28 protein-coding genes are annotated in these 24,582 nt (G+C 60.3%); 12 read left to right on the top strand and 16 right to left on the bottom strand.

What is annotated here, in order from left to right; genetic code table 11:
* Nucleotides 1-30: 30 nt before the first annotated feature.
* Complete coding sequence (locus ACXAG8_RS14715; protein WP_475227423.1) at nucleotides 31-735, bottom strand: response regulator transcription factor; 705 nt, start codon at nucleotides 733-735, stop codon at nucleotides 31-33.
* A 346-nt stretch (nucleotides 736-1,081) separates the two neighbouring features.
* Here ACXAG8_RS14715 and ACXAG8_RS14710 point away from each other — a divergent pair, with 346 nt between their 5' ends.
* The 3 genes from ACXAG8_RS14710 to ACXAG8_RS14700 all read left to right on the top strand — a co-directional run bounded on the left by ACXAG8_RS14710 (nucleotide 1,082) and on the right by ACXAG8_RS14700 (nucleotide 3,916).
* A complete protein-coding gene (locus ACXAG8_RS14710) occupies nucleotides 1,082-2,680 on the top strand; it encodes a phosphoenolpyruvate carboxykinase (protein ID WP_475227419.1) in 1,599 nt (532 codons plus the stop codon).
* A gap of 357 nt (nucleotides 2,681-3,037) precedes the next feature.
* The gene (locus ACXAG8_RS14705) at nucleotides 3,038-3,334 is read left to right on the top strand and encodes a hypothetical protein (protein ID WP_475227412.1); all 297 of its coding nucleotides are present in this window, start codon (nucleotides 3,038-3,040) and stop codon (nucleotides 3,332-3,334) included.
* A 36-nt stretch (nucleotides 3,335-3,370) separates the two neighbouring features.
* Nucleotides 3,371-3,916 (top strand): hypothetical protein, encoded by a 546-nt coding sequence (locus tag ACXAG8_RS14700; RefSeq protein WP_475227406.1) that lies wholly within the window; start codon nucleotides 3,371-3,373, stop codon nucleotides 3,914-3,916.
* A gap of 4 nt (nucleotides 3,917-3,920) precedes the next feature.
* On the opposite strand, the gene ACXAG8_RS14695 is transcribed toward ACXAG8_RS14700, so the two are convergent.
* Nucleotides 3,921-4,685: a sulfite exporter TauE/SafE family protein gene (locus ACXAG8_RS14695; protein ID WP_475227398.1), complete on the bottom strand. Its 765-nt coding sequence runs from the start codon at nucleotides 4,683-4,685 to the stop codon at nucleotides 3,921-3,923.
* A gap of 144 nt (nucleotides 4,686-4,829) precedes the next feature.
* On the opposite strand from ACXAG8_RS14695, the gene ACXAG8_RS14690 reads away from it, so the two are divergent.
* Nucleotides 4,830-6,521 (top strand): acyl-CoA dehydrogenase family protein, encoded by a 1,692-nt coding sequence (locus ACXAG8_RS14690; RefSeq protein WP_475227391.1) that lies wholly within the window; start codon nucleotides 4,830-4,832, stop codon nucleotides 6,519-6,521.
* 76 nt (nucleotides 6,522-6,597) lie between these two features.
* On the opposite strand, the gene ACXAG8_RS14685 is transcribed toward ACXAG8_RS14690, so the two are convergent.
* Nucleotides 6,598-7,785 carry a hypothetical protein gene (locus ACXAG8_RS14685; protein WP_475227386.1) on the bottom strand — a complete coding sequence of 396 codons (1,188 nt, stop codon included), beginning with the start codon at nucleotides 7,783-7,785 and terminating at the stop codon, nucleotides 6,598-6,600.
* A gap of 246 nt (nucleotides 7,786-8,031) precedes the next feature.
* On the opposite strand from ACXAG8_RS14685, the gene ACXAG8_RS14680 reads away from it, so the two are divergent.
* Entirely contained in the window at nucleotides 8,032-8,424 is a 393-nt protein-coding gene (locus ACXAG8_RS14680; RefSeq protein ID WP_475227380.1) for an META domain-containing protein, read from the top strand.
* Here ACXAG8_RS14680 and recO read toward each other — a convergent pair.
* Nucleotides 8,408-9,133: a DNA repair protein RecO gene (recO, locus tag ACXAG8_RS14675; protein WP_475227375.1), complete on the bottom strand. Its 726-nt coding sequence runs from the start codon at nucleotides 9,131-9,133 to the stop codon at nucleotides 8,408-8,410. The two genes, ACXAG8_RS14680 and recO, sit on opposite strands and share 17 nt — an antisense overlap.
* A 163-nt stretch (nucleotides 9,134-9,296) precedes the next feature.
* Here recO and trhA point away from each other — a divergent pair, with 163 nt between their 5' ends.
* The gene (gene trhA, locus ACXAG8_RS14670; RefSeq protein WP_475227462.1) at nucleotides 9,297-9,944 is read left to right on the top strand and encodes a PAQR family membrane homeostasis protein TrhA; all 648 of its coding nucleotides are present in this window, start codon (nucleotides 9,297-9,299) and stop codon (nucleotides 9,942-9,944) included.
* A gap of 7 nt (nucleotides 9,945-9,951) precedes the next feature.
* Here the strand turns inward: trhA and ACXAG8_RS14665 are convergent, their stop codons facing one another.
* Nucleotides 9,952-10,281: a DUF1491 family protein gene (locus tag ACXAG8_RS14665; protein ID WP_475227372.1), complete on the bottom strand. Its 330-nt coding sequence runs from the start codon at nucleotides 10,279-10,281 to the stop codon at nucleotides 9,952-9,954.
* Complete coding sequence (era, locus tag ACXAG8_RS14660; protein ID WP_475227369.1) at nucleotides 10,278-11,186, bottom strand: GTPase Era; 909 nt, start codon at nucleotides 11,184-11,186, stop codon at nucleotides 10,278-10,280. The genes ACXAG8_RS14665 and era overlap by 4 nt, the downstream gene beginning before the upstream one ends.
* A gap of 157 nt (nucleotides 11,187-11,343) precedes the next feature.
* On the opposite strand from era, the gene ACXAG8_RS14655 reads away from it, so the two are divergent.
* Nucleotides 11,344-12,720 (top strand): multicopper oxidase family protein, encoded by a 1,377-nt coding sequence (locus ACXAG8_RS14655; protein WP_475227366.1) that lies wholly within the window; start codon nucleotides 11,344-11,346, stop codon nucleotides 12,718-12,720.
* A gap of 102 nt (nucleotides 12,721-12,822) precedes the next feature.
* Here ACXAG8_RS14655 and rnc read toward each other — a convergent pair whose 3' ends face one another.
* The 10 genes from rnc to folK form a co-directional block, all read right to left on the bottom strand.
* Nucleotides 12,823-13,503, bottom strand: a complete 681-nt coding sequence (gene rnc / locus ACXAG8_RS14650; protein WP_475227363.1) for a ribonuclease III — start codon at nucleotides 13,501-13,503, stop codon at nucleotides 12,823-12,825.
* Nucleotides 13,500-14,339: a signal peptidase I gene (lepB, locus tag ACXAG8_RS14645; protein WP_475227357.1), complete on the bottom strand. Its 840-nt coding sequence runs from the start codon at nucleotides 14,337-14,339 to the stop codon at nucleotides 13,500-13,502. Before lepB ends, rnc begins: the two co-directional genes overlap by 4 nt.
* Nucleotides 14,340-14,397: 58 nt before the next feature.
* Nucleotides 14,398-14,817 carry a holo-ACP synthase gene (acpS, locus tag ACXAG8_RS14640; RefSeq protein WP_475227350.1) on the bottom strand — a complete coding sequence of 140 codons (420 nt, stop codon included), beginning with the start codon at nucleotides 14,815-14,817 and terminating at the stop codon, nucleotides 14,398-14,400.
* Nucleotide 14,818: 1 nt separating this feature from the next.
* Entirely contained in the window at nucleotides 14,819-15,796 is a 978-nt protein-coding gene (locus ACXAG8_RS14635; protein ID WP_475227342.1) for an NADPH:quinone reductase, read from the bottom strand.
* Nucleotides 15,793-16,416 (bottom strand): LysE family translocator, encoded by a 624-nt coding sequence (locus ACXAG8_RS14630; RefSeq protein ID WP_475227334.1) that lies wholly within the window; start codon nucleotides 16,414-16,416, stop codon nucleotides 15,793-15,795. Before ACXAG8_RS14630 ends, ACXAG8_RS14635 begins: the two co-directional genes overlap by 4 nt.
* Entirely contained in the window at nucleotides 16,413-17,159 is a 747-nt protein-coding gene (locus tag ACXAG8_RS14625) for a pyridoxine 5'-phosphate synthase (RefSeq protein WP_475227327.1), read from the bottom strand. Before ACXAG8_RS14625 ends, ACXAG8_RS14630 begins: the two co-directional genes overlap by 4 nt.
* On the bottom strand, nucleotides 17,152-17,850 hold the full coding sequence (locus tag ACXAG8_RS14620) for a DUF2062 domain-containing protein (protein WP_475227323.1): 699 nt from the start codon (nucleotides 17,848-17,850) through the stop codon (nucleotides 17,152-17,154). The genes ACXAG8_RS14625 and ACXAG8_RS14620 overlap by 8 nt, the downstream gene beginning before the upstream one ends.
* Nucleotides 17,851-17,866: 16 nt before the next feature.
* On the bottom strand, nucleotides 17,867-19,999 hold the full coding sequence (locus ACXAG8_RS14615) for a RelA/SpoT family protein (RefSeq protein WP_475227320.1): 2,133 nt from the start codon (nucleotides 19,997-19,999) through the stop codon (nucleotides 17,867-17,869).
* 26 nt (nucleotides 20,000-20,025) lie between these two features.
* On the bottom strand, nucleotides 20,026-20,379 hold the full coding sequence (gene rpoZ, locus ACXAG8_RS14610) for a DNA-directed RNA polymerase subunit omega (RefSeq protein WP_010437681.1): 354 nt from the start codon (nucleotides 20,377-20,379) through the stop codon (nucleotides 20,026-20,028).
* Between the two features lie 92 nt (nucleotides 20,380-20,471).
* Nucleotides 20,472-21,053, bottom strand: a complete 582-nt coding sequence (gene folK, locus ACXAG8_RS14605; RefSeq protein ID WP_475227317.1) for a 2-amino-4-hydroxy-6-hydroxymethyldihydropteridine diphosphokinase — start codon at nucleotides 21,051-21,053, stop codon at nucleotides 20,472-20,474.
* A gap of 126 nt (nucleotides 21,054-21,179) precedes the next feature.
* Between folK and ACXAG8_RS14600 the strand changes: the two genes are divergently transcribed.
* The 5 genes from ACXAG8_RS14600 (at nucleotide 21,180) to ACXAG8_RS14580 (ending at nucleotide 24,567) form a co-directional block, all read left to right on the top strand.
* Nucleotides 21,180-21,755 (top strand): LabA-like NYN domain-containing protein, encoded by a 576-nt coding sequence (locus ACXAG8_RS14600; RefSeq protein ID WP_298388428.1) that lies wholly within the window; start codon nucleotides 21,180-21,182, stop codon nucleotides 21,753-21,755.
* Between the two features lie 194 nt (nucleotides 21,756-21,949).
* Nucleotides 21,950-22,900 (top strand): 4-hydroxy-3-methylbut-2-enyl diphosphate reductase, encoded by a 951-nt coding sequence (gene ispH / locus ACXAG8_RS14595; RefSeq protein WP_475227309.1) that lies wholly within the window; start codon nucleotides 21,950-21,952, stop codon nucleotides 22,898-22,900.
* Nucleotides 22,900-23,487 carry a class I SAM-dependent methyltransferase gene (locus ACXAG8_RS14590; protein ID WP_475227301.1) on the top strand — a complete coding sequence of 196 codons (588 nt, stop codon included), beginning with the start codon at nucleotides 22,900-22,902 and terminating at the stop codon, nucleotides 23,485-23,487. Before ispH ends, ACXAG8_RS14590 begins: the two co-directional genes overlap by 1 nt.
* Nucleotides 23,480-23,947, top strand: a complete 468-nt coding sequence (gene rnhA, locus ACXAG8_RS14585; RefSeq protein ID WP_475227294.1) for a ribonuclease HI — start codon at nucleotides 23,480-23,482, stop codon at nucleotides 23,945-23,947. Before ACXAG8_RS14590 ends, rnhA begins: the two co-directional genes overlap by 8 nt.
* Nucleotides 23,944-24,567: a trimeric intracellular cation channel family protein gene (locus ACXAG8_RS14580; RefSeq protein WP_475227288.1), complete on the top strand. Its 624-nt coding sequence runs from the start codon at nucleotides 23,944-23,946 to the stop codon at nucleotides 24,565-24,567. The genes rnhA and ACXAG8_RS14580 overlap by 4 nt, the downstream gene beginning before the upstream one ends.
* Nucleotides 24,568-24,582 lie beyond the last annotated feature (15 nt).

Here is a 24,582-nt window from a genome sequence, read left to right as displayed (position 1 = left end):
ACCCCTTTACACTTTTCGAAACGGCCGCGCCTATTCTTCGTTGTACCTGTATCCGATGCCATACAGGGTTTCGATCGCCGAGAATTCGGGATCTGCGGCCCGCATTTTCTTGCGCAGACGCTTGATATGGCTGTCGATGGTCCGGTCATCAACATAGACCTGATCATCATAAGCCACATCCATCAGCTGATCACGGCTTTTGACGAAACCGGGGCGCTGGGCCAGGGCCTGCAGCAACAGAAACTCGGTCACGGTCAGCGAAACATCGGCGCCTTTCCAGCTGACGGCATGGCGCAACGGATCCATCCGAAGCTCGCCGCGTTCCATGACCTTGGTGTCGCCCGAACTTGCGGTGCCGGCATCTTCTGACGTGGCTTCCTGCCTGCGCAGCAGCGCCCGGATACGTTCGACCAGCAACCGTTGCGAAAACGGCTTTTTGACATAGTCGTCCGCCCCCATACGCAGACCCAGCACTTCGTCGATTTCGTCGTCTTTCGAGGTCAGAAAGATCACGGGCATCTGCGTTTTCTGGCGCAACCGCTGCAGCAGGTCCATGCCGTCCATACGCGGCATCTTGATATCCAGGACGGCCATATCCGGCAGCTTCTTGTTGAACGCATCCAGCGCAGCCTGGCCGTCATTGTAGGTTTCGACCTCGAAACCCTCGGCCTCAAGCGTCATGGACACGGACGTCAGAATGTTCCTGTCGTCATCTACCAGTGCAATCTTTGACATCGGGCTAACCCCTATTCCTGCTCATTCTTGCAATAATTAGCTTATTTGTAAGGCATTGTTGGCGGTTTTAGTGCGCCGAATCAATCCGTATCTGCGAATCAAGCCTTTGTTGCGGCATCTATGCGGCAAAAATGCCTTGCTGCGATCAAAATCTCTGTTGCGTTTCCGACAGGAAATACTTGGTTGCGCTAAACCTCATCTTGGTTGCGCTAACTGCGCCAAACCGTCCTGTTCATGCCCCAAACGACCATGATAAGACGCCCCTGTCCCGCCGGAATTCCGGCATGAATGCCCCAAGAGCGCAGCCGGTGAAATTGCCGGCGCGCCGCCACAGGAGAAGACACACATGACATTTGGACGGGTTAACCCGCAATTCCGCCTCGAGGACCAGGGCATCGAGGGTCTGGGCAATGTCTATTACAACTTCATGGAACCCGCGCTGATCGAACAGGCGCTGAAGCGCGGTGAAGGGTCGCTTGGCAATGGCGGTGCCTTTCTGGTCTCGACCGGCAAATTCACGGGCCGGTCGCCCAAGGACAAGCATGTCGTCAAGACCGACAGCGTTGCAGACAGCATCTGGTGGGAAAACAACGCCGCCATGAGCCCCGAGGGGTTTGACGCGCTGTACGAAGATATGCTGGCCCATATGAAAGGCCGCGACTTTTTCGTTCAGGACCTCGTGGGCGGGGCCGATCCCGCCTATTCGATCGACGTGCGCATGATCACGGAACTGGCCTGGCACAACCTGTTCATCCGGCACATGCTGCGCCGCCCCGACCGCGAAGACCTGGACGATTTCACTGCAGATTTCACCGTCATCAACTGCCCCAGCTTCAAGGCCGATCCGAAAAAGCACAATTGCCAAAGCGAAACGGTGATCGCACTGAATTTCGACCGCAAACTGATCCTGATCGGCGGCACGGAATATGCGGGTGAGAACAAGAAATCCGTGTTCACCCTGTTGAACTATATGCTGCCCGAAAAGGGCGTGATGCCGATGCATTGTTCGGCCAACCATGCCGCTGGCAACCCGGTGGACACCGCCGTGTTCTTTGGCCTGTCCGGCACCGGGAAAACCACCCTGTCGGCTGATCCGTCGCGGGTTCTGATCGGTGATGACGAACATGGCTGGTCGGATCGTGGCACGTTCAATTTCGAAGGCGGCTGCTATGCCAAGACCATCAGCCTGAACGCCGAGGCCGAGCCCGAGATCTATGCGACCACCAGCAAATTCGGCACGGTGATCGAGAACATGGTGTTTGACCCCGAAACCAAAGAACTGGATTTCGAGGACGACAGCCTGACCGCCAACATGCGCTGCGCCTACCCGTTGGAATACATCTCGAACGCATCCAAAAGCGCGTTGGGCGGACACCCCAAGAACATCATCATGCTGACATGTGACGCCTTCGGGGTCCTGCCTCCGATCGCGCGGCTGACACCGGCGCAGGCGATGTATCACTTCCTGTCTGGCTTTACCTCCAAGGTCGCCGGAACCGAGCGCGGCGTGACCGAGCCTCAGCCGACATTCTCGACCTGTTTCGGCGCCCCTTTCATGCCGCGCCGCCCCGAAGAATACGGCAACCTGTTGCGCGACAAGATCGCCCAGCACGGCGCGACCTGCTGGCTGGTCAACACCGGCTGGACCGGCGGCGCCTATGGCGTTGGCAGCCGGATGCCCATCAAGGCAACCCGTGCCCTGCTGACCGCCGCGCTGGACGGGTCGCTGGCCGATGCCGAATACCGCAAGGATGCCAATTTCGGGTTCGATGTCCCGGTGACGGTTCCCGGTGTTGCCGAGGTTCTGCTGGACCCGCGCCGCACCTGGGATGATCAGGCCGCCTTTGACAAGCAGGCCGAAAAGCTGGTGCAGATGTTCGCTGAGAACTTTGAACAATACGTGCCGTTTATCGACGAAGACATCAAAGCCGTCGCAATCGGGTAACCTGCGCGATCCCAGCAAAGGGGGCATCACGCCCCCTTTGACGCGACTTCAGGAAAGCCAAAACAACCACAGAATGTAATTGACACATCCTTCGGACAATTAATTTGCCCGAAAGGTTTGGTTGCGTTAAAAATTCAGGCCATCGCAGTCGAAACACCAGGTGCATTGACACCTGATTGCGATGAATGAACCTTGGGCCGCTGACCGGTTTTCACTCGACTGGCCACCCGCAGCCCATTTTGTATTGGTACTGTTACTAAGGGGATGGGTGTCAACACGGCAAGACCGACCGCCAACCGGATCGGGCCTTTGCTTCTGGACGTCTGACGGCGGCCGTTGGCACGGATAAATGCAGGTATGGACATGACGGAAATTTCCAAGCTCGCAGAATTGCGCAAACTCACTCACAGCATGGAGCGCACGCTCGGGCTGGAAGAATTGTCGCCGGTTGAACGCGATATCTACTACGCCGCAGAAGACCTTTCGCAGGATGAAAGCGAAGTCCGCACTTTTGGTCTGATCGAGCATACCCTGGTGCGCAACGTATCGCGCCCGACGTTTTTCAGGGCTCTGAAGTCGTTGGTGCACAAGGGTTATCTTTCGCAAAGCGGCAGCGCCAATCGCGGTCGATATGTCGTCCATGGCCCCAGGTGAACAACGCCTGAGGCGGCGTGGTCACGGCTGAACATCATGCGCGCATGGGTCTCTGAAACCGTATATGCTTCGGCAGCTTACGTCCTTGCGTCGCTTCTGACGTTTCAGATCGTCATGCCGTTGCAAAACATGTACTTCCCGGAATATGCCAGCCGCGCCAGCCTGTTGTTTCTGCCGCATGGCGTGCGGGTTCTGTCGGCCTGGCTGCTGGGATGGCGCGCCATCTTCGCATTGCTTCCCGGTGTTTTCATCGTCTTCGCGATCCTTGCGGGGTCGGATGTGCTGCTTCCAAGCCGCATTGCCGCGATGCTGTTTGCAGTGACAACCGCGCCCGCCGTCTTTTACCTTTGCAAGGTCCTGGGGTGGGACCTGTTCCCTGCCCCCGGGAAACGGGCCTGTTGGACCTGTGTCATGGGTGTCGGGCTTGTGTCATCGCTTTTGGTTTCGGGGCTGACCAACCTTGCATTTGGCAGCGCGACCGCGGAATACATCGCCTATTTGATCGGCGACCTTTCGGGGCTGTTCTTTTTGATGCTGGGGCTGCATTTCGGGTTCATGTTCTTGGAAAAACGCCGCGCCTGAGACATCACCCGATCAGGCCCCGGCGCAGCAGATTCAATCCCGCAACCAACAAAACCAGCAAGGTTGCCTTGCGAAAGGCGGCCTGATCGATACGGCTTTGAATTTTCATTCCGGCCCACATCCCCAACAGCGCAGGGACAATCAGAACCGCCGAAAACGGCACGGTCTGAGCGTTCAGGATACCCGAACCCATATGCGCCACCACAAGTGCAACGGCCCCCAGCCCATAAATCACGCCCTGAATGCGCAATTGTTCGATCTTGGGCGTGCCCAAAGCCGTCAGGTAGGCCACTGTAGGAGGCCCCCAAACGCCGGATATTCCGCCAACCGTTCCGGCAACCGCGCCGATGGCCGCCTCGATACGCGGCGATTGCCGGGCAAGGGTCAGCCCCAACCCCAGCAACTGAACGCAGGCAAAGAATGTAACCGGAATTCCGATCATCAGCAGAAAGACCTGCGGCGGCACAAACCGGACCAACTGCGCACTTGCCAGCAGAAACACCAGGCCAACGCCCATGAAGACCCGAAAGCGCCGGATCGAATCCAGCGCCGCCGGAACGCCTTCGCGCAGGGCCTGAACCCCGTTTGTCACCAATGTCGGAAGGATCAGCCCCGCAAGGGCCAGTTCCGGCGGCAACATGACGCTTAATCCCGAAACCAGGACCATCGGCATTGCGAACCCAACCATACCCTTGACCCATCCCGCCATCAGCGCGATTGCCAGGGCAGCTGCCAAGTCCTGCGGCGACAAGAGTGGAAACAGGTTCATACAGTCTTCATATCACCCAGAGTTTTCTCTGCACTGCAAAAATGACCGGGCAATTATTGAACTTTTTATGGGCCTTTTTCGTATTTTTATTGCGCTGCACGTGCAAAGTGATATGACGGGACGACCCAGAAAAGGACGTGATTCATGGCCCATGACGGACAGGATGTGACGAACATGAACCAACCGGCGATTTTGCCCGACCTGCTGACATTGACTGGCGCGGCCCTGCCCGCCGTTGACCTGGTTTTCGAACGTGCCAGAGAGTCGGTGCGCGCGATGGTAACCCGCGACGGAAAGGTTTCCGGCGCGTTGGTTGAGGCCAATCAGACCGCGGCACATGGCTTGTCGTGGCTGGCAACCTATACCCAGTCCTTGCAACAGATGCAGCGCTGGGCCAAGGCATTGCAGGCCGATGGAAAATTCGGCGAGATGGAACAGCTTCTGCTGCAGATCGCTTTTGGCGAGTATCTTCACCAGATTGCCGGTGGCATTCCCATGAACCAGGGCGAAGTCGTCCGGCTGCAGGATCTGGGTTTGGGCTGGGATGCCCTGTCGGGGTTCCAATGCGCCGAGGTCCAGACGCTGATGGCGCAGGCCAACAGTCAGGCGGCCCGCACTCGGTTGGTCGCGCTGATGCAGGATCAGTCGGGGGCAACCATGTTCGGCGCATCGGGCCTTGATGAAGAGCTTGAGATGATCCGTGACCAGTTCCGCCGCTATGCGCAGGAAAAGGTCGAGCCCAACGCGCATGACTGGCACCTGAAGGACGAGTTGATTCCGATCGAAATCATCGACGAACTGGCCGAAATGGGTGTGTTTGGCCTGACGATCCCCGAAGAATTCGGCGGCTTTGGCTTGTCCAAGGCCTCGATGTGCGTGGTCTCCGAAGAGTTGTCGCGCGGGTATATCGGTGTTGGATCTCTGGGTACGCGGTCGGAAATTGCCGCTGAACTGATCATTGCCGGCGGCACGGACGAACAAAAAGCCAACTGGCTGCCGAAACTGGCCAGCGCCGAGATCTTGCCCACGGCCGTTTTCACCGAGCCAAACACCGGTTCGGACCTTGGCAGCCTGCGAACACGCGCGGTCAAGGATGACAATGGCGACTATCAGATCACCGGCAACAAGACCTGGATCACGCATGCCGCGCGCACCCATGTCATGACCCTTTTGGCCCGAACCGACCCCCAGACCACCGACCACCGGGGGCTGTCGATGTTCCTTGCCGAAAAAACACCGGGCACCGATGCCGATCCGTTCCCCACGCCCGGCATGACCGGTGGCGAGATCGAAGTCCTGGGCTATCGCGGTATGAAAGAATACGAGCTTGGCTTTGATGGGTTCCACGTCAAGGGCGAGAACCTTCTTGGCGGCGAAGAGGGCAAAGGGTTCAAGCAATTGATGGAAACCTTCGAATCCGCCCGTATTCAGACCGCGGCCCGCGCGATTGGCGTTGCGCAAAGCGCCTTGGACATCGCGATGCAATACGCGCAGGACCGCAAGCAATTCGGCAAATCGCTGATCAACTTTCCCCGCGTGTCCGGCAAGCTGGCGATGATGGCGGTTGAGATCATGATCGCGCGGCAGCTGACCTATTTCTCGGCCTGGGAAAAGGACCATGGCCACCGGTGCGACCTTGAGGCGGGCATGGCCAAGCTGCTTGGGGCACGTGTCGCATGGGCCGCAGCCGATAACGGACTGCAGATCCATGGCGGCAACGGCTTTGCGCTGGAATACAAGATCAGCCGCGTCCTGTGCGATGCGCGGATCCTCAACATCTTTGAGGGGGCTGCGGAAATTCAGGCCCAGGTCATCGCAAGACGGTTGCTGGCCTGACCGGCAACAGACAGAAATTTCCCCAACTCAGCCCGGCATTGGCCGGGCTTTTTCTTTGCGGTCAAGGCGCCGAGGTTTAATTCACGCGCCCGCCGCAGACAGGGATCAGGTCTTCGACCACCGGCAGCATCCGCTCGGCCACGCGCTTTGATCCTTCTGGGGTCAGGTGCGTGTAGTCGACATACAGAACCTTGTCCTTGTGCTCGGGCGCGGCGATTTCACCGATATCGGTGAACGGAATGCCGGCTTGGGCAAACAGGGCCGGGAACTCGGCCCGGGACCGTTTCATGACTTCCTCATGTCCGGGTTTGTAGTTGTCGCGGGTGATCGCGGCAATTTCCTGATCCAGGTCGCTCATGACGGCCAGGTCCTCAAACACGACCTCAGGCTGCAGGAAAACGTGAAAGCAGAAATTGTGGTAGTCGCCAAAGGTTTCCATCAGCTTGTAGTTCCGCAGGAACCCGACCTGGGCCGTTTCCGCCAGTTCCGCCGAAAAGTCCCGGTCCAGCGCGGTGACATCGCCGGACACGTTATAGGGCGGCGCCTCGTATCGGTTGTACATGCTCTGCGTCGCCTTCGCGAGCAGCTTGAACGTATAGGAATGGTCGGCGAAATAGCGCAGGAACGCATAGGTCGAAAAGAACGGCTGTCGCTGGTTCAACGCATCGACCATCCGGAAAGACGAATACCCATAGCTTTGGATCGGGTTATCGATCCCGATGTTGTAGAAATCGTTGTGACCATCAAGGAACACGATCATGTCCGGCTCGTAAGCATAGAGCGTTTCGTAGAAATACAGGACATGCTGGAACGTATGATAGGCGCTGACACCGGCATTGATGACCTCGATGGTCGTGCCCGGCATTCTTGGCCCCATCTGTTCGCGCAGGCTTTGTTCGAGGAAATGAGAAACGGTTTCCTGGTTGGTCAGGGTCGGGTGCGGAGGATACACGCCGCGTTGCGACCCGATCGCATAGGCCGTGGACCCGCCCATCATTATGATTCGATAGACATCGTCGGGTTTCGGGACTTCGACCAGCGTGTCGCGGCGCAAACCCTGATCGGAATGAATACGTTCGCCGCCCGTATCAAAGTCACGCGTATATTCAGGGTTCAGTTCATGCCCGCGAATAGAGGAATACAGGTGCCTTTCCGAACCGTTGCCCAGCGCGTTGTCAAAAACCTTTACCACCAGGTAATAGGACAGCGCCTCGATCAGCAGGAAAAGGAAAACCACGTAGGCCAGAACAACAAAGACCTTCACGAAGGGTCGTGTACCGGACTCGCCTTTTGCGTCACCACTTTTGGCCAAATTCATCTCCACTCGTAAATAAACTAACGAAATTGGGGCCGGAAACTCTGCCGCCGTGACGCTTCACTATGTCGAAACGCAACTGAAAATCAACTGCCGCGAAGGATATCGCCCATCCGAATAGTCAGGTCGCTTGACCCGGCGACAGTCCGCCGGGTAGAGCGGTTTCGTTTCCACAAATCGACCAGGCCCTTTTGCATGATGCGCATCGTTCTGTTCTTGCCCCTGATCGCCCTGTTTCAGTGTGATCGCGACGAATCGGTGGCCGGGTATGGCGCCGCTGACACGTCCTGGCGATTGCAGGAAATCGACGGTCAGACCTTTGGCGCCAGCGCCATCCTGCAATTCCCGGAAACGGGCCGTGTCGCGGGACATGCCCCCTGTAACAGTTACCAGGGCGTGTTGAATGCACCTTACCCGTGGTTCGAAATCACGGACCTGACAGCCACCCGCGCCGCCTGTGCCGGGCTTGAGGCCGAAGGAACCTATTTCGCCGCATTATTGGCGATGACCGAATCCGAACTGTCCGGGGACGTGCTGATCCTGCGCGGCGGCGAGGGGCACGAGATGGTTTTCAAAGCCGTCGACTGAACTGTTCGACGAACCGGGCCCGTGCCTCGGGCAATGGCCGGTGGCCCAGCGACACGGCCAGCTTGTTTTCCAGGAAATACCCGGTCGTCATCACCCCGGCCAGGACTTCCGCGTCAGGGGCCTGCCCCTGCCCGCGCAGGCATGGCGGAAGGGCCAACAGCTTGTCCGCCCATTCTCCGGCCCCTTCGGCGCTGACCGCCCGCCCGGATTTGGGCGAGACATAGATCAACGCCTCGGTCGTGCCCGTTACCGCACAGGCCGACAGGTCCAGACCAAAGCCCAACTCATCCAGCAGCGCCAGTTCCCAGCGCAGATAAGCCAGCGGCCATATTTCGTCCTGGCCCAGCAGATCCATCAGCTGTTCGGTCTGTTTGTAGATGCCCGGATGCGGCTCGCGTTCGGGCAGACAGAACGACAAAAGCGAGACCACCGCGTTCAGACCGGCCAAGGCCAGGCGACCCGAAAACGCCGCCGCGGCGCGGGATCGCAGCGGCTCGACCTGGAATGTGCCGATATGTTCTTCAAGCCGGGCGCGCCACAGAACATCCAGCTGCGCGCCCGGTTGCAGGATCGGGGCGATCTTGCGGCTTGTACCGCCGCGCACGACGCCTGCGTGACGACCATGCGCCTGTGTGAACACCTCGATTATCGCCGCGGTTTCACCATGGCGGCGGTTGCTCAGTAATATGCCGTGGTCGCGCCAATCCATGCAGGGTCCGCCGGTTGCTCCCGCCATTTGCATCGAACCGTGACGGTAGAGCGCGGGCAGGCAAGAAGCAAACGCAATCCCCCGGCGCATGACTGACGTACCGGAAATATGGACAGGCCGTTCGCAGGACGGTACCCGGATCACCGCAACAACAGAGAATGTCATGACCCACGCGACCTTTCCCAGCCTTCCCCTTTCGTACCGGCGGGCCGATATGGCGGTTCACGCCTTGGGGTTGCTGCTGATCCTGGGCGCAGGCGGAATATTGGTGGCCCGGGCCATGGGGCATCTGGACACGGGATTGACGATTGCCGTCGTCATCTATGTGATGTCAGCGCTGGCATCCAACCTGGCGTCCTGGGCCTATCACTTTCTGCCGCTGCATGACCGGCGCGTCCTCTTGCGGCGCATCGACCATGCCGCGATCTACCCCAGCATATCGGGGACATTCACCCCGTTTCTGGTGCTGGCCGGCACATCCTGGACACTCGGCCTGCTTTGTCTGTGCTGGGCGCTGACCGCCTTGGCGGTTTGGAACAAGATCACGAATGAGACCGTCAAGTCGCGGTGGTCAACCGCATCCTATCTGGGACTGGGGGCGCTTGGGCTGCTTGCCTTGCCGGATTTGTCCGGGGTGCCCGTCGGCGCGCTCTGGTGCATATTGGGCGGGTCTGCCTGTTACGTTGTGGGAACGGCATTCTATGCCCGCAAGGCTCTGCCCTATCGCTATGCCATCTGGCATATCTGGGTAAACCTGGGTGGGGCCACGATGTTTGCCGGCATCTGGCTGGCCTTGTCACCGCTGTGGTGATCCGCAGCTAGTCCAGCCCTTCTTCGCCCAGCAGATGCCGCCCTTGCCGGTCCTCGACCTCGATCACCCAAAGGTCTGGGTCAAAGCTGCGTTGGCGTTGGATGGCTGCGTCCACGTCGCCCTCGGGCCCGCTAGACAGTTCGACCCATTTGCGTTCCCCACTCATCAGGTCAAAGCTGCGCTGAAACGCGGTGGCATGGCCGTCCAACGTGTTGAGCTTGACCAGTACCGCGCCCGCCGTGTCATCCCCATGGACCACCACAAAGGCCGGGATTTCCTGAAACCGCAAACGCGCCAGATAGGCGTGAACCCAGAAATCTGCCGTCAGGCGGGTCATGCGTTTCCGTCTTTGAAATCCAGACCCATTTCCGAATAGCGCTCGGATTCCTCCAGCCAGTTGGGCCGGACTTTGACCTGAAGGAACAGGTGGATCTTGCGGTCCAGGAACTCTTCCAACTCGGCCCGCGCGGCCTGGCTGACGGCCTTGATGGTTTCGCCGCGTTTGCCCAGCACGATGCCTTTGTGGCCGTCGCGCATGACATAGATGACCTGGTCGATCTTGGCGGAACCGTCCTTGCGTTCTTCCCAGTTTTCGGTCTCGACCGTCAATTGATAGGGCAATTCCTGATGCAGGCGCAGGGTCAGTTTCTCGCGCGTCATCTCGGCGGCGATCATGCGCAGGGGCAGATCGGCAATCTGGTCTTCGGGGTAAAGCCATGGGCTTTCGGGCAGTTTCGAGGCGAGCCATTTGCGCAGGTCGTCGACCCCGTGGCCTTTTTCAGCCGAGATCATGAAGGTCTCGGCAAAGGGGTAGCGTGCGTTCAGGTCGCTGGTCAGCGCCAGCAGTTTTTCAGACGGTACCTTGTCGATCTTGTTAATCGCCAGCGCGATGGTGCGGCCCTGCCCGATCTCTTCGAGACCTTCGAGGATGCGTTCGACCCCTTCGGTGATGCCGCGATGGGCCTCGACCATCAGGACGACCACATCCGCATCCGCGGCCCCGCCCCAGGCGGCGGCAACCATGGCGCGGTCCAGACGGCGGCGCGGCTTGAACAGGCCGGGCGTGTCGACAAAGACCAGTTGCGCGTCGCCTTCCATCGCGACGCCGCGAATGCGGGCGCGCGTGGTCTGTACCTTGTGCGTCACGATCGAGACCTTGGCCCCGACCATGCGGTTCAAAAGGGTGGATTTGCCTGCGTTGGGCTCTCCGATCAGGGCGATAAATCCGGCGCGTGTGGTCATGTGTCTGGCGATCCTGGTTGCAAGTGCGCACCCCTATAGCAGAATGCAGGGGCGGGCCAGAGGGATTTGTCGCGTTGCAGGCGCGCATCGGGCATGGCAGGACACATCTAAGCCAAGCACAAGCCATCCGGGATTTCGACCAAACGATGAGGCAGACATGAAACGTCGTGAGTTTCTTTTGGGCAGCGGGGCCGCAGCCGGGACCTTTGGGCTGGGGGCGTTTGGGGTGGCCGCCGACATGTCCGAGCTGGTCGTTCAACCGGCCAGCTTTGCCTTGCGCGACACGGTCACACGCGGAATGGTCAGCCTGTCGCCGGGCGCGCCGCCACCTGTCTTGTATGGAAAGCAGGGTGAGGTCATGCGCCTGCCGGTTCGCAATACCCTGCCCGACTATACGGCGATGCACTGGCACGGGTTGCGCATTCCCAATGACATGGACGGTGTTCCCTATCTGACGCAGATGCCGATGGCGCAGGGCGAGGTTTTCCCCTATGCGTTCACGCCCCCAGATGCGGGCACCTATTGGTACCACCCGCATTGCATGACAATGGAACAGATGGCCCATGGTCTGACCGGTGTGATGGTGATCGCCGAGGCCGAAGACCCCGGTTTCGACAGCGAGCAGGTGATAAATCTGCGTGATTTCCGGTTGGATGAGAACGATCAGTTCCTGCCCGCCTTTACCAAGCGTGGAGCGGCACGATCGGGGACGTTTGGCAATGTACATACGGCCAATTGGCGAAACCAGCCGGTCTATGACCATGCCGCAGGCGGATTGGTTCGGTTGCGGGTCGTCAACACTGATACGACGCGCATCTACAAACTGCATTTGCAACATGGCGCGGCGCGGGTCATCGCGTGGGACGGGCATCCGGTCGCAGTCGATGTCCCTGTACCCAGCGCCGCTGACCCGATGCTGTTGGGACCGGGCCAACGGGTCGATTTTGCCGTCGCCATACCGGAAAACGAAGGCAAGTTTGTTGAGGTTATGGCAAAGTTTCCCGGTCAGCCGCACCGGGCAGTCGCGCGGTTGCGCGCGGTTGGTGCGTCAGTGGGGCGGGACCTGCGCGAACTGCAGCCCCTGCCGCCGAACCCGGTGGCACGACCTGACCTTGCCAATGCGGAATTGCATGAATTCGTCTTTGGCTGGACCCCGGAAGGCGGTGCGCCGGATAACGGCTTTTGCGGGTCGCTGGGTGAAAATTTCTGGTCGATCAACCGCAAGCCCTGGCCCGGCGATGCGGCCCAGGGGGTGGGGCCCCTGGCGACGCTGGAAATGGGCAAAAGCTATGTGCTGCGCCTGAGAAATGAATCACCGAACCTGCACCCCATCCACCTGCACGGGCTGGTCTTTGTGCCGTTGAAATCGAACCTGCGCAGCCTGCCGCCGTTGCTGACGGACACGATGCTTTTGCTCAAGGATGAAGTGGTCGAGATTGCGCTGGTTGCAGACAATCCTGGCGACTGGGCGTTTCATTGCCATGTGATCGAGCACCAGAAGACCGGTCTGACCGGGTTTATTCGGGTCGTTTGAGGGTTCGAATTGGCTGCGCCAATCCGACCCTGAGGGGGCCAGCCCCCTCACCCCCGGGATATTTTTGGCCAGATGAAGGGGCGGATCCCGCCTTGGGTCGGGCTATTGCGTCAGGGAGGCCAGCAGCGTCTTGGCAGCCGCCTGTTCCGCCAGGCGTTTGGAGCCTGCGGTGGCCTGCGCCTCGGTCCCGTCCTGCAGGCGGGCGGCAATGGTGAAGACGGGCGCATGGTCGGGGCCGGTGCGTTTGACCTCGATATAGCTGGGGGGGGTCTGACCGCGGGCCTGCGCCCATTCCTGCAGAGCGGTTTTGGCGTCGCGGGCGTCGGCCTCGACCGTATGGACCCGATCCCCCCAAAGCCGCAGAATCACGTCGCGGGCGGCCTCGAACCCTGCATCGCGATAGATGGCGGCGATCACCGCCTCCATCGCGTCGCCCAGCAGCGCCTGTTTGCGGCGCCCGCCCGAGAGCATCTCGGAGCGGCCCAGTTTCAGCACCGCGCCCAGATCGACCTGACGGGCGACATCGGCGCAGGCTTCTTTGCGCACCAATGCATTGAATCGGGGGGCAAGCTGGCCCTCGGTCGCTTTTTTGTCGGCCTCAAGCAAGGCGGTGGCCATCACAAGGCCCAGCACCCGGTCGCCGAGAAATTCAAGCCGCTGGTTGTCGGGGCGCGTGGGCGACGAGACCGAGCCGTGGGTCAACGCGCGCAGCAGTAGCTCGGGGTTCTGAAATTCATACCCCAACCGCTGCTGGAACGCTTTTATGTCGGCAGACAGCTTCAATTCACCGCCTTGAAGAACCGATCTCCGCGCCAGGTCCAGAAGAACAGCATCGAGCGACCGGCGGATGAGAACATGATCCGGTCGGCGCGACCGATCAGGTTGTCATAGGGCACATACCCGACCCCCCCGGCCGATTGCGGCAAACGGCTGTCGGCAGAGTTGTCGCGGTTATCCCCCATGAAAAAGTAGTGCCCTTCGGGAACAACATAGACGCCGGTATTGTCGGAGCCCTGTTTGCCGATATTCAGCACGTCATAGGACACGCCATTGGGCAGGGTTTCGATCAGGCGCGTTTTCTCGCAGGTTCCGCCCATTCCGACGGGCCCGTTTTCGCAGCGCGGGCGCAGGCGTTGCGGGCCTTGCGGTTCAGCGATTTCGGTGAAGACGCCGTCGGGTTCCTGCGGCACCGGGGTGCCATTCAGGATCACCTGTCCCTGGCGCACCTGGACACTGTCACCGGGCAGACCGATCAGGCGTTTGATATAGTCGCGCCCCGTCACCGGGTGGCGGAAGACGATCACGTCCCCGCGCTCGGGCTCGCCACCCAAAAAGCGCGTGTTGTCATCGCCCTGCATCCAGCCGCAAACATCTTCGGCGTCGATATTGAGCCCGACGCTTGGGATAATCAGGCTGGGACAGGAGGCGTAGGAATAGCCATAGGCCATCTTGTTGACGAAGAGGAAATCACCGATCAGCAGCGTTTGTTTCATGGAACCGGACGGAATCCAGAACGGTTGAAAGAACAACGTGCGGAAAACGCCCGCGATCAGCAGGGCGTAGACGATGGTTTTGATCGTCTCCCAGACGGCGTTACCTGTTTTGGCGTCCTCGGCCATGCTGCTCTCTCCGGTCCTTGCTTGCCTGGGTGCTACATGCGGGGCTGATGGGGGCAAGTCAAGGCTGTGCGGGTGCTTCGTGGGACGGACGCGCCTCGATCACCACAAAGGCCTGTGCCCAGGGGTGGTCATCGGTCAGGGTGACGTGGATGATGGCCTGATGCCCGTCCGGGGTCATTTCCCTGAGGCGCTCGGCAGCCCATCCGGTGACATGCATGACGGGTTGACCTGTCGCCAGGTTGGTCACCGCCATGTCTTTCCACGCGATGCCCATGCGCAGACCGGTGCCAAGCGCCTTGGAACACGCCTCTTTCGCGGCCCAGCGCTTGGCATAGGTGCCAGCGGTATCGGCGCGGCGCTCTGCCTTGCGCTGTTCGGTTTCGGTGAAAACGCGTTTGCGGAACCGGTCGCCGAACCGGTCAAGCGTGCCCTGGATGCGGTCGATATTGGCGAGGTCGGTGCCGATGCCAAGGATCATCTCAGACCTCCAACACCACTGTGCCGAGCTTTTGCCCCGCCTCGACCATTTCATGTGCCGCGACGGCATCGTCCAGCCCCCCGGCTGGAACCACCGCATGGGACAGCGCGCCCTGATCCAGCCATGTGCCCAGCTGCGCCTCGCCCCGGCGGCGGGCCGTGGCGTCAAGCTGATAGACGATCAGCATGTGCAGGCGGATGTTCTTGAACATAAAGCCATAGAAATCCAGTTCGGGTTTCATTTGCGAGGCCGAGGCATAGCTGGCGATGGTCCCGCCGGGACGGATCAGCGCCAGCGCGGCGGGTTGATTGGCGGCGAAATCGACCTCGACAATGCGGTCGACGCCCGCGCCATCGGTCAGGTCCATCACGGCCTGAGTCACATCCTGCGTGCGATAGTTGATCCATTCGGACGCGCCGGAATGGGCGGCTTTTTCATCAGAGCTGACGGTGGTGATCACCCGCGTGCCGCCCAGCGCGGCCATCTGGCAGGCATAGCGCCCAACCGTGCCCGCGCCGCCGGTGACAAGCACGGTCTGGTCGGTGATCGGACCGTCACGAAAAAGCGCGTACCACGCGGTCATCGCCGGGATGCCGAAACAGGCACCTTCGGCAAAGCTGGTTGTGTCAGGCAGGCGAACCGCCTGATCAGAGGGCAGCGCGATGTATTCCGCGCCAGTGCCAAAGGCGCGTTGCCACTGGCCATTCCAGATCCAGACGCGTTCGCCAATGCGCGCAGTGTCAACGCCTTCGCCAACGGCTTCGATCACACCGGCCCCATCCGAATGGGGTATGACCATCGGATACTGCATCACCGCACCCGGACGCGCGCCGCTGCGCAGCTTGACGTCAGACGGGTTTATCCCGCTGGCGTGCATGCGGACCAGAACCTCGCCCGGGGCGGGGTCGGGTGTGGGCAGGTCAATAATCTTCAGAACGTCGGAGGCGGCCCCAAAGCCGCGATATGTGACGGCTTTCATGACAGTCTCACGGTGAAAATCTTGTAGCTGGCAACGCCAAAGAACCCGGCAAAGGCGAAATCGAACCAGCGGCGGGCGCTGCGATAGACGTTGACCATGCGGGCAGAAGAGAACAGGAAGGCATAGCCGATGAAGACCATCAGCGAGCCCGCGTAAAGCATCGCGAAATAGCCCAGCAGCATGGCAAGGCTGGCATCGCTGGGCGCAACGATGGCGTAGATTGACCCCCAGCTGAGGATCGCCTTGGGGTTGGTCAGGTGAATGGCCGCGCCTTTGGCAAAGATCGTGCCCAGCGGGCCGGTGACCGGTTTGCCCAAGCCAACCTCGTCTGACGACAGGGCGCGGCGCAGGGCCTTGAAGGCCAGCCAGCCCAGATAGGCGACGCCGATGTAACGGATCACCTCGAACACCCAGACATTGGCCAACATGATCGCCGACAGCCCCAGCGCAGCGGCGATGCCCCATGCGGCGGACCCTGCACAAATGCCCAGCGCAAAGGCCAAACCGGCGGTGCGGCCTTCGTTCATCGCGGTTCCGGCAATGCCCATCGTGGCAGGCCCCGGAGAACCGCCAGCCATCAGCCAGGCAAACCAGATCGCAACAAAGCCCGACGTAATCATGACCGCGCCGCGTCCATCAGGCGGCGCATCTCGGCAATCGCGGGGGTGAGGCCGCGAAAGATGGCCTCGCCGATCAGGAAGTGACCGATATTCAGCTCTCGCACTTCGGGGAAGGCCGCCACAGGTTGCACAGTGTCATAGGTCAGGCCGTGGCCCGCGTGGACCTCAAGGCCCAGCGAATGTGCATAGGCGGACATTTCGCGCAGGGCTTCCAACTCGCGCGCGGCGTCGTCGGGTTTGCCTTCGGCGTGGAAATCACAATAGGCGCCGGTGTGCAGTTCGATCACTTCGGCGCCGATGCGGTGGGCCGCCTCGATCTGTTTCTGATCGGCGGCGATAAAGATTGAAACCCGGCATCCCGCGTCGCGCAGGGGGGCGATGAAATGAGCCAGCTTGTTTTCCTCGCGCGCGACCTCAAGCCCGCCTTCGGTTGTGCGTTCCTCGCGCTTTTCTGGAACGATACACACGGCGTGCGGCTTGTGGCGCAGGGCGATTTTCTGCATCTCGTCAGTTGCGGCCATCTCAAAGTTCAGGGGGACCGACAGAACCTCCATCAGCCCGTCGATATCGGCGTCCGAGATATGGCGGCGGTCTTCGCGCAGATGCGCCGTGATGCCGTCGGCCCCGGCTTGCTGGGCCAGTTCGGCGGCCCGCAGCGGGTCGGGATAGGCCCCGCCCCGCGCGTTGCGCACGGTGGCAACATGGTCGATATTCACACCCAGGCGCAGGCGGTTGTCAGACATCGCGCGATTCCTTTTCAAGACTTTCAACAGACCCTATTGGGTTTGCCGCAGAAACGGCAGGCTTGGATTCAGCCAGGCGTTTGATTTCCTCAAACTTCGCTTTGATCTTGGCACGCCGGCGCTGCTGATAGGTGCGCGTGACCGGCAAGCTCAGGTAATAACAAACGACACCGGCAACGATGCCTGGAATGATCCCCCCGATCATATAGGGATAGAACACATCGTGGTAAAAGATGCTCAGCCCGTGCCAGTCGGCCACCCGGTCGGAAAACATGGACAGAAAGTTGTCTTTCAGGTCACCCAGGGCGCGCGCGAATTTGCGCATCAGGCCATGCGTTTCCCCTTTTTCAAATTCGGTTCCCAGCAAAAAATGCCCGGTCTGCAGGCTGATCACACCGATCGGCACATAGGTCAGAGGGTTGCCAAAGAAGGTTCCGCTGAGCGCGGCCAGGATATTGCCATTGAGCAGCCGCGCCAACAGCGCCGCCACGACAAAATGCATTCCGTAAAACGGGGTGAACGCAGCAAAGACCCCTGCCCCGATGCCCCTGGCAATGCGTTCCGGCGAATCCGGCAACCGGCGCACGCGATGTTTGACGTAGTGAAAAGCGCGGGTCCAGCCGCCGCGCGGATAGACGAATTCTGACGCGATCTGGACAGGCGAGCGGCGATCTCGGCGCTTGAAAACCACTCCTGATCACCCCTTCTCAGCTGGCCGCGTGCGCGGCTTTCGCCCTGTCCCGATACCGTTCGACCGCAGCAACGTCGCTTTCTGCCTCAAGCATCAGCATCAGCGAATGCAGTTGTTCAAGGTCACGCAGTTCGACATTGATCAGCAGGCGGTAAAAATCCGGTTTGCGGTCAACAAATTCCAGATTGGAGATATTGGCCTTTTTCTCACCGATCAATGTGCAAATACGCCCCAGGACACCCGCATCGTTGCCAATGGTCAGGTCCAGCGTCGCCCCGTAAACGGCCGGGTGCGTGCCGGAATGCCAGTGCAGATCGACCCAGCGTTCGGGTTCGTCCTCGAACTCGCCCAGGCGGTCACAGTCGATGGCATGCACGACCACCCCTTTGCCGCGATAAGTAATTCCGACGATGCGTTCGCCCGGAAGGGGCTGGCAACAGGGCGCGCGATCAAAGCTTTGCCCGGGTTCCAGGCCGATCACGGCCCGCCGCAGGGGGATGGCATCGCCATCATCACTGGTCAGTTCGGGATAGACCGCCCCCACAACCTCGTGTGCGGTCAATTCCGCACTGCCCAGGCGCGCCAGCAATTCATCGCGATCCTTCAGGCGCAAATGCTTGGCAGCAGTCTCAAGCGCCTTGTCGGTTGCCTTGCGGCCGACATGTTCAAACCCGGCGCGTGCAAGTTCGCGCCCCAGCTTGATAAATCTTTCCCGGTCCACTTCGCGCAGGGCCCGCCGGATCGCGGTGCGCGCCTTGCCGGTCACTGCGATCTCAAGCCAGGTGACCTGGGGCGTCTGACCATCTGCGGTGATGATGTCCACCGACTGACCATTCTTGAGCCGCGTCCAAAGCGGCACGCGGATGCCATCCACCTTGGCCCCGACACAAGCGTGCCCGATCCGGGTGTGGATCGCATATGCGAAATCAATCGGCGTCGCCCCGCGCGGCAGTTTGACCACGTCACCCTTGGGGGTGAAGCAGAACACCTGGTCCGAATACATCTCAAGCTTCACAGCCTCGAGGAAATCCTCGTGGTCTTCCTCGTTGTCGAACTGCTCGGTCAGGTTCGCGATCCATTTGGCCGGGTCCACCGCAAACGGGTTTTCCGAGCGCACGCCGTCGCGATAGGACCAGTGCGCCGCGACACCGGTTTCGGCGACATCATGCATCTGCCGGGTGCGGATCTGCACCTCGACCCGCTTGCCGTCGCGGCCCGACACCGTGGTGTGAATGGACCGATAGCCGTTTGACTTTGGCTGGCTGATATAGTCCTTGAACCGCCCCGGCACCGCGCGCCAACGCTGATGGATAGCCCCAAGCGTGCGATAGCAGTCCTCCTCGGACCGGGTGATGATGCGAAAGCCGTAGATGTCGGACAGGCGCGAGAAACCCTGGTCTTTTTCCTGCATCTTGCGCCAGATCGAATAGGGTTTCTTGGCACGGCCAAAGACTTCGGCCTCGATCCCGGCTTTTTCCAGCTCGTGCCGCATGTCGCCGGTGATGCGGTGAATTACGTCACCGGTTTCGCGCTGCAAGGTAATAAAGCGGCGGATGATCGACTGGCGACCTTCGGGATTAAGAACACGGAACGCAAGGTCTTCAAGCTCCTCGCGCATCCATTGCATCCCCATCCGCCCCGCAAGCGGCGCATAGATATCCATGGTCTCGCGCGCCTTTTGCACCTGCTTTTCGGGGCGCATCGCCTTGATCGTGCGCATGTTGTGCAAACGGTCGGCAAGCTTGACCAGAATGACCCGCAGGTCCTTGGACATGGCCATGAACAGCTTGCGAAAGTTTTCGGCCTGTTTGGTTTCGCGGCTGGAAAGCTGCAGATTGGTCAGCTTGGTCACGCCGTCGACCAGCTTGGCGACCTCATCCCCGAACAATTCGGCCACCTTGCCGTAATTGGCCTTGGTGTCCTCGATCGTGTCGTGCAACAGGGCGGTGATGATGGTTGCATCATCCAGACGCTGTTCGGTCAGGATGGCAGCAACGGCAACAGGGTGCGAGAAATAGGGCTCGCCGGAATGGCGGAATTGGCCTTCGTGCATCTGCTGCCCGAATTCATAGGCCCGGGTGATGCGTTCGGCATTTGTCTTGGGATTGTAATTGCGGACCAGCGCAATCAGGTCTTCTGCTGAAATCATCCGGTCCGCACCTTCGTCCTTGGAGGTTACCCCTGGCCCTGAGCCTCCATCAGCGCGCGCAGGAGCTTTTCTTCGGACATGTCGTCATCGGCGGGCTTGTCGGATTCCGCACCCATCAGCAGCGCCATCTGATCCTCTTCCGGCTCATCAACCTCGATCTGGGTCTGGTTGGCCTCGATCAGGCGTTCGCGCAGTTCATCGGCGCTTTGGGTTTCGTCGGCGATCTCGCGCAGCGACACGACCGGGTTCTTATCGTTGTCACGGTCCACGGTGATCGGGCCACCGGCGGAAATCTCGCGCGCACGATGGGCGGCAAGCATCACCAGTTCGAACCGGTTAGGTACCTTGTCTACGCAATCTTCAACCGTCACGCGGGCCATTGGGCGCTCTCCGTTACTGAATCCATGTCAGGAAGGGGTTTATCTAAGGCCGATTGCCCGCCTTGACAAGCAGGAAATACCCGCAGGCCCGATCACAGCGGCACAACGGCTGCAACGTCCGAGGCCGGCAAACGGGCGATCATTTCCCGAACGGTCAAACCGGTCAGCGGATGCCGCCAATCCGGCGCCACATCGGCCATCGGCACCAGAACAAAGGCGCGGTCCTGCAGGCGCGGATGAGGCAAAATCAGTTCGGACGGGGCAAGCTGACCCTGCTTTTCGGCGGAAAGGTGCCGCCATTCTTCGTGTACGGCCAGATTTGGCAGAACACGCTCGCCCCAACAGATCAAATCTAGATCAAGCGTTCGCATTCCCCAGCGCTGTTTCCGTTCACGGCCAAAAGCGTGTTCGACACGGTGCAGGATCGCCAGCAAATCATCCGGACGACCGTCCGTTTCAACCAGCGCGGCTGCATTTACGTAATCCGGCCCGGCCCCGGCAGGAAAACAGGGCGTTTCGAAAAACCGGCTGACCGTGCGAATCAGAACACCATATTCAGCCAATGCGTCCAGCGCATCGCGGAGTGTCACCTCGGGACCTTTCCCTCTCAATCTGAGATTTGCGCCCAGTGCCAAAACGACCTGTGATGCTGTTTTGTTCACAAATTCCCCCATATTCCCGACATCGCATACTTGCGATACATCCCAAAAATCCTAATTATAGGTACGTCAGCGCGCCGAATATTTTTCACTCACTCACTTAACTAGCGGCGTTCTGGATTATACCGAAAGGGGCTATTTATGTTTTATAAGGACGAACGGCTAGCGCTGTTCATCGATGGCTCGAATCTTTACGCAGCGGCAAAAGCGCTCGGGTTCGACATCGACTACAAGCTTCTGCGTCAGGAGTTCATGCGCCGAGGCAAGCTGCTCCGGGCTTTCTACTATACAGCGCTGCTTGAAAACGACGAGTATTCTCCGATCCGACCGCTGGTTGACTGGCTGCATTACAACGGCTTCACCATGGTCACCAAACCGGCAAAGGAATACACCGACAGCATGGGGCGTCGGAAGGTCAAAGGAAACATGGATATCGAGCTCACCGTCGATGCCATGGAACTGGCACCGCGTGTTGATCATATTGTGCTGTTTTCGGGCGATGGGGATTTTCGCCCGCTGATTGCCAGCCTGCAACGACAAGGCGTGCGTGTCTCGGTCGTATCGACCATCCGCAGCCAGCCGCCGATGATTTCGGACGAACTGCGCCGTCAGGCCGACAACTTCATCGAACTGGAAGACCTGCGCGACGTCATCGGACGCCCACCGCGTGAAATGCCGTCAGAACCGCGCAGCGTTGCCGCAGCCGGTGGACACTAGACCTTTTCGCCGGTCATTCGGCGCAGGGTAAAGCGCGGTCAGGACCACTGATCCTGACCGCACATCTTCTGAAAAGTCTTAAGTGCTGAAACACTGTCTGGCTAACATCGATTCGTGTCATAAGAGTGACGCCCGTGTGGTAACTGGACCCCGCGATTGAAAAGCCTTACCTGTCCCTTCAAGGAGACAGCGAAATGACCAAACAGCCCCTGATACTCTACCTTGCGGCGCCGCGCGGGTTCTGTGCCGGCGTGGACCGGGCGATCAAGATCGTGGAAATGGCGTTGCAGAAATGGGGCGCGCCGGTCTATGTGCGCCACGAGATCGTGCATAACAAGTTCGTCGTCGACGGGTTGCGCGCCAAGGGTGCGGTTTTCGTCGAGGAACTGGACGAATGCCCCGATGACCGCCCGGTGATTTTCTCCGCCCACGGCGTGCCCAAATCCGTTCCGGCCAAGGCCGCCGCGCGCGAGATGATTTTCGTCGACGCGACCTGCCCGCTGGTCTCCAAGGTGCATATCGAGGCTCAGCGCCACGCCGAGGCCGGGTTGCAGATGATCATGATCGGCCACAAGGGCCACCCGGAAACGGTCGGGACCATGGGGCAATTGCCCGATGGCGAGGTTTTGCTGGTCGAAACGGTTGCGGATGTAGACCGCGTTTCGGTCCGCGACCCGGAAAAGCTGGCCTTTGTCACGCAGACGACCCTGTCAGTGGATGACACAAAAGACATCGTCGCGGCCCTTCAGGCGAGGTTCCCGGCCATCGTGGGGCCGCACAAGGAAGATATCTGTTACGCGACGACCAATCGCCAGGAGGCGGTCAAATCCGTCGCACCCAGATCGGATGCCTTGCTTGTCGTTGGCGCGCCGAACTCTTCGAACTCTCGCCGCCTGGTCGAGGTCGCATCCAAGGCCGGGTGCAGCTATGCGCAACTGGTTCAGCGCGCAACCGATATCGACTGGCGTGCGCTTGATGGGATATCGAGCATCGCGATCACCGCCGGGGCTTCCGCCCCCGAAGTGCTCGTGAACGAGGTCATCGACGCCTTCAGGGCCCGGTTCGACGTCACCGTGGAAAACGTCGAAACGGCCGTGGAAAACGTGGAATTCAAGGTTCCGCGCGTGCTGCGAGTGCCTGCCTGATGCCCGATCAAAGAACCATTGACGCCTATGCAACGCGAGTCACCCAATACTTGGAAGTCCCGTTGCCACCAGAACAGGTTGCCATCCGTCAGGACTTTGCCGATGCGGTCGGGGCCGGTGGCCATGTCCTTGACCTGGGGTCCGGCCCCGGATCGGACAGCGCGTTTTTGATGCGGCAAGGGCTGAAGGTACGCGCGCTGGATGCCACGCCTGCTTTTGTCGCCCACGCGCGGGAAAACGGCGTGGACGCGCATCTGGGCACTTTTGATGACGTGACCGAAATCTCTGCATATGACGGGGTCTATGCCAGCTTTTCGCTGCTGCATGCACCACGCGCCGATTTCCCGCGACATCTAAGCGCAATCCACACCGCGCTAAAGCCCGGCGGCCTGTTGTTTCTTGGAATGAAGCTGGGCACAGGCGAACATCGCGACGCGTTGGATCGGTACTATACCTATCATACCCAACCCGAGATCGAGACCGCCCTGACCGCGGCCGGGTTCACCATCGACCGCATCGAACGGGGGATGGGCAAGGGGTTGGCCGGCACTTACGACGGGTTCATCCTGGTGTTCGCCCATGCCTGATCTGTTCGCCTATACCGATGGGGCCTGTTCCGGCAATCCCGGCCCGGGCGGCTGGGGCGTCGTGCTGCGCGCGATGGACGGAGAAACCGTTCTGAAAGAGCGCGAACTGAAAGGCGGAGAAGCCGAGACAACCAACAACCGGATGGAATTGCTGGCGGCAATCAGCGCGCTAGAGACCCTGGACCGGCCATCGCGGCTGACCATCATCACCGACAGCGCCTATGTCAAAAACGGCGTGACCGGCTGGATTTTCGGGTGGAAGCGGAATGGCTGGAAAACCGCGAACAGGAAGCCGGTCAAAAATGTCGATCTGTGGCAACGGCTGGACGAGGCGCAAGGCCGGCATGACGTCACCTGGGAATGGGTCAAGGGCCATGCAGGCCACCCCGAGAACGAGCGTGCGGATGCTTTGGCCCGTGCCGGCATGGCCCCGTTCAAACCGAAAAAGGCCCAGGCGTGACGGCGCTTGCGGTGCTGGACTACGGCTCGGTCCTGGTATTTGCGCTGACCGGCGCGCTGGTGGCCAGCCGGGCGCAGCTGGACCTGGTGGGGTTTGCCTTCATGGCCTGCTTGACCGCGGTGGGCGGCGGCACGGTACGCGACCTGCTGCTGGACCGACATCCGGTGTTCTGGGTCGGCCAGCCCGATTACATCCTGATTGCCGTCGCGGCGGCCATCGTGGTTTTCTTTACCGCACACCTGATGGAAAGCCGGTACAACTGGTTGCTTTGGCTTGACAGCTTCGCCTTGTCCATCGCGGTCGCCGCAGGCACTGGTGCTGCGCTGTCACTGGATCAATCCGGCGTGATTGTGGTGCTGATGGGCGTGACCACGGGCTGTCTGGGTGGATTGATGCGCGACGTTGTGTGCAACGAAGTCCCGCTGGTCCTGAAACAAGGCGAACTTTATGTATCCTGCGCCTTTATCGGGGCAATGGCCGCGGTCGCGGCAACGCGGGCCGGGATCGACACCATACCTGCGCTGGGACTGTGCGCGGTCGGCTGCTGGGCCTTGCGGGCCGGGTCTTTGGTGTTTGGCTGGCGTCTACCGGTCTATAAAAGCCGCCCGCCACGGCAATAGCCGTGGACCCGCACG

This window comes from Ruegeria sp. ABD4_443, assembly GCF_056160865.1.
The sequence above is the reverse complement of the archived record's forward strand: the minus strand, read 5'-3'. Positions and strand labels throughout refer to the sequence as shown.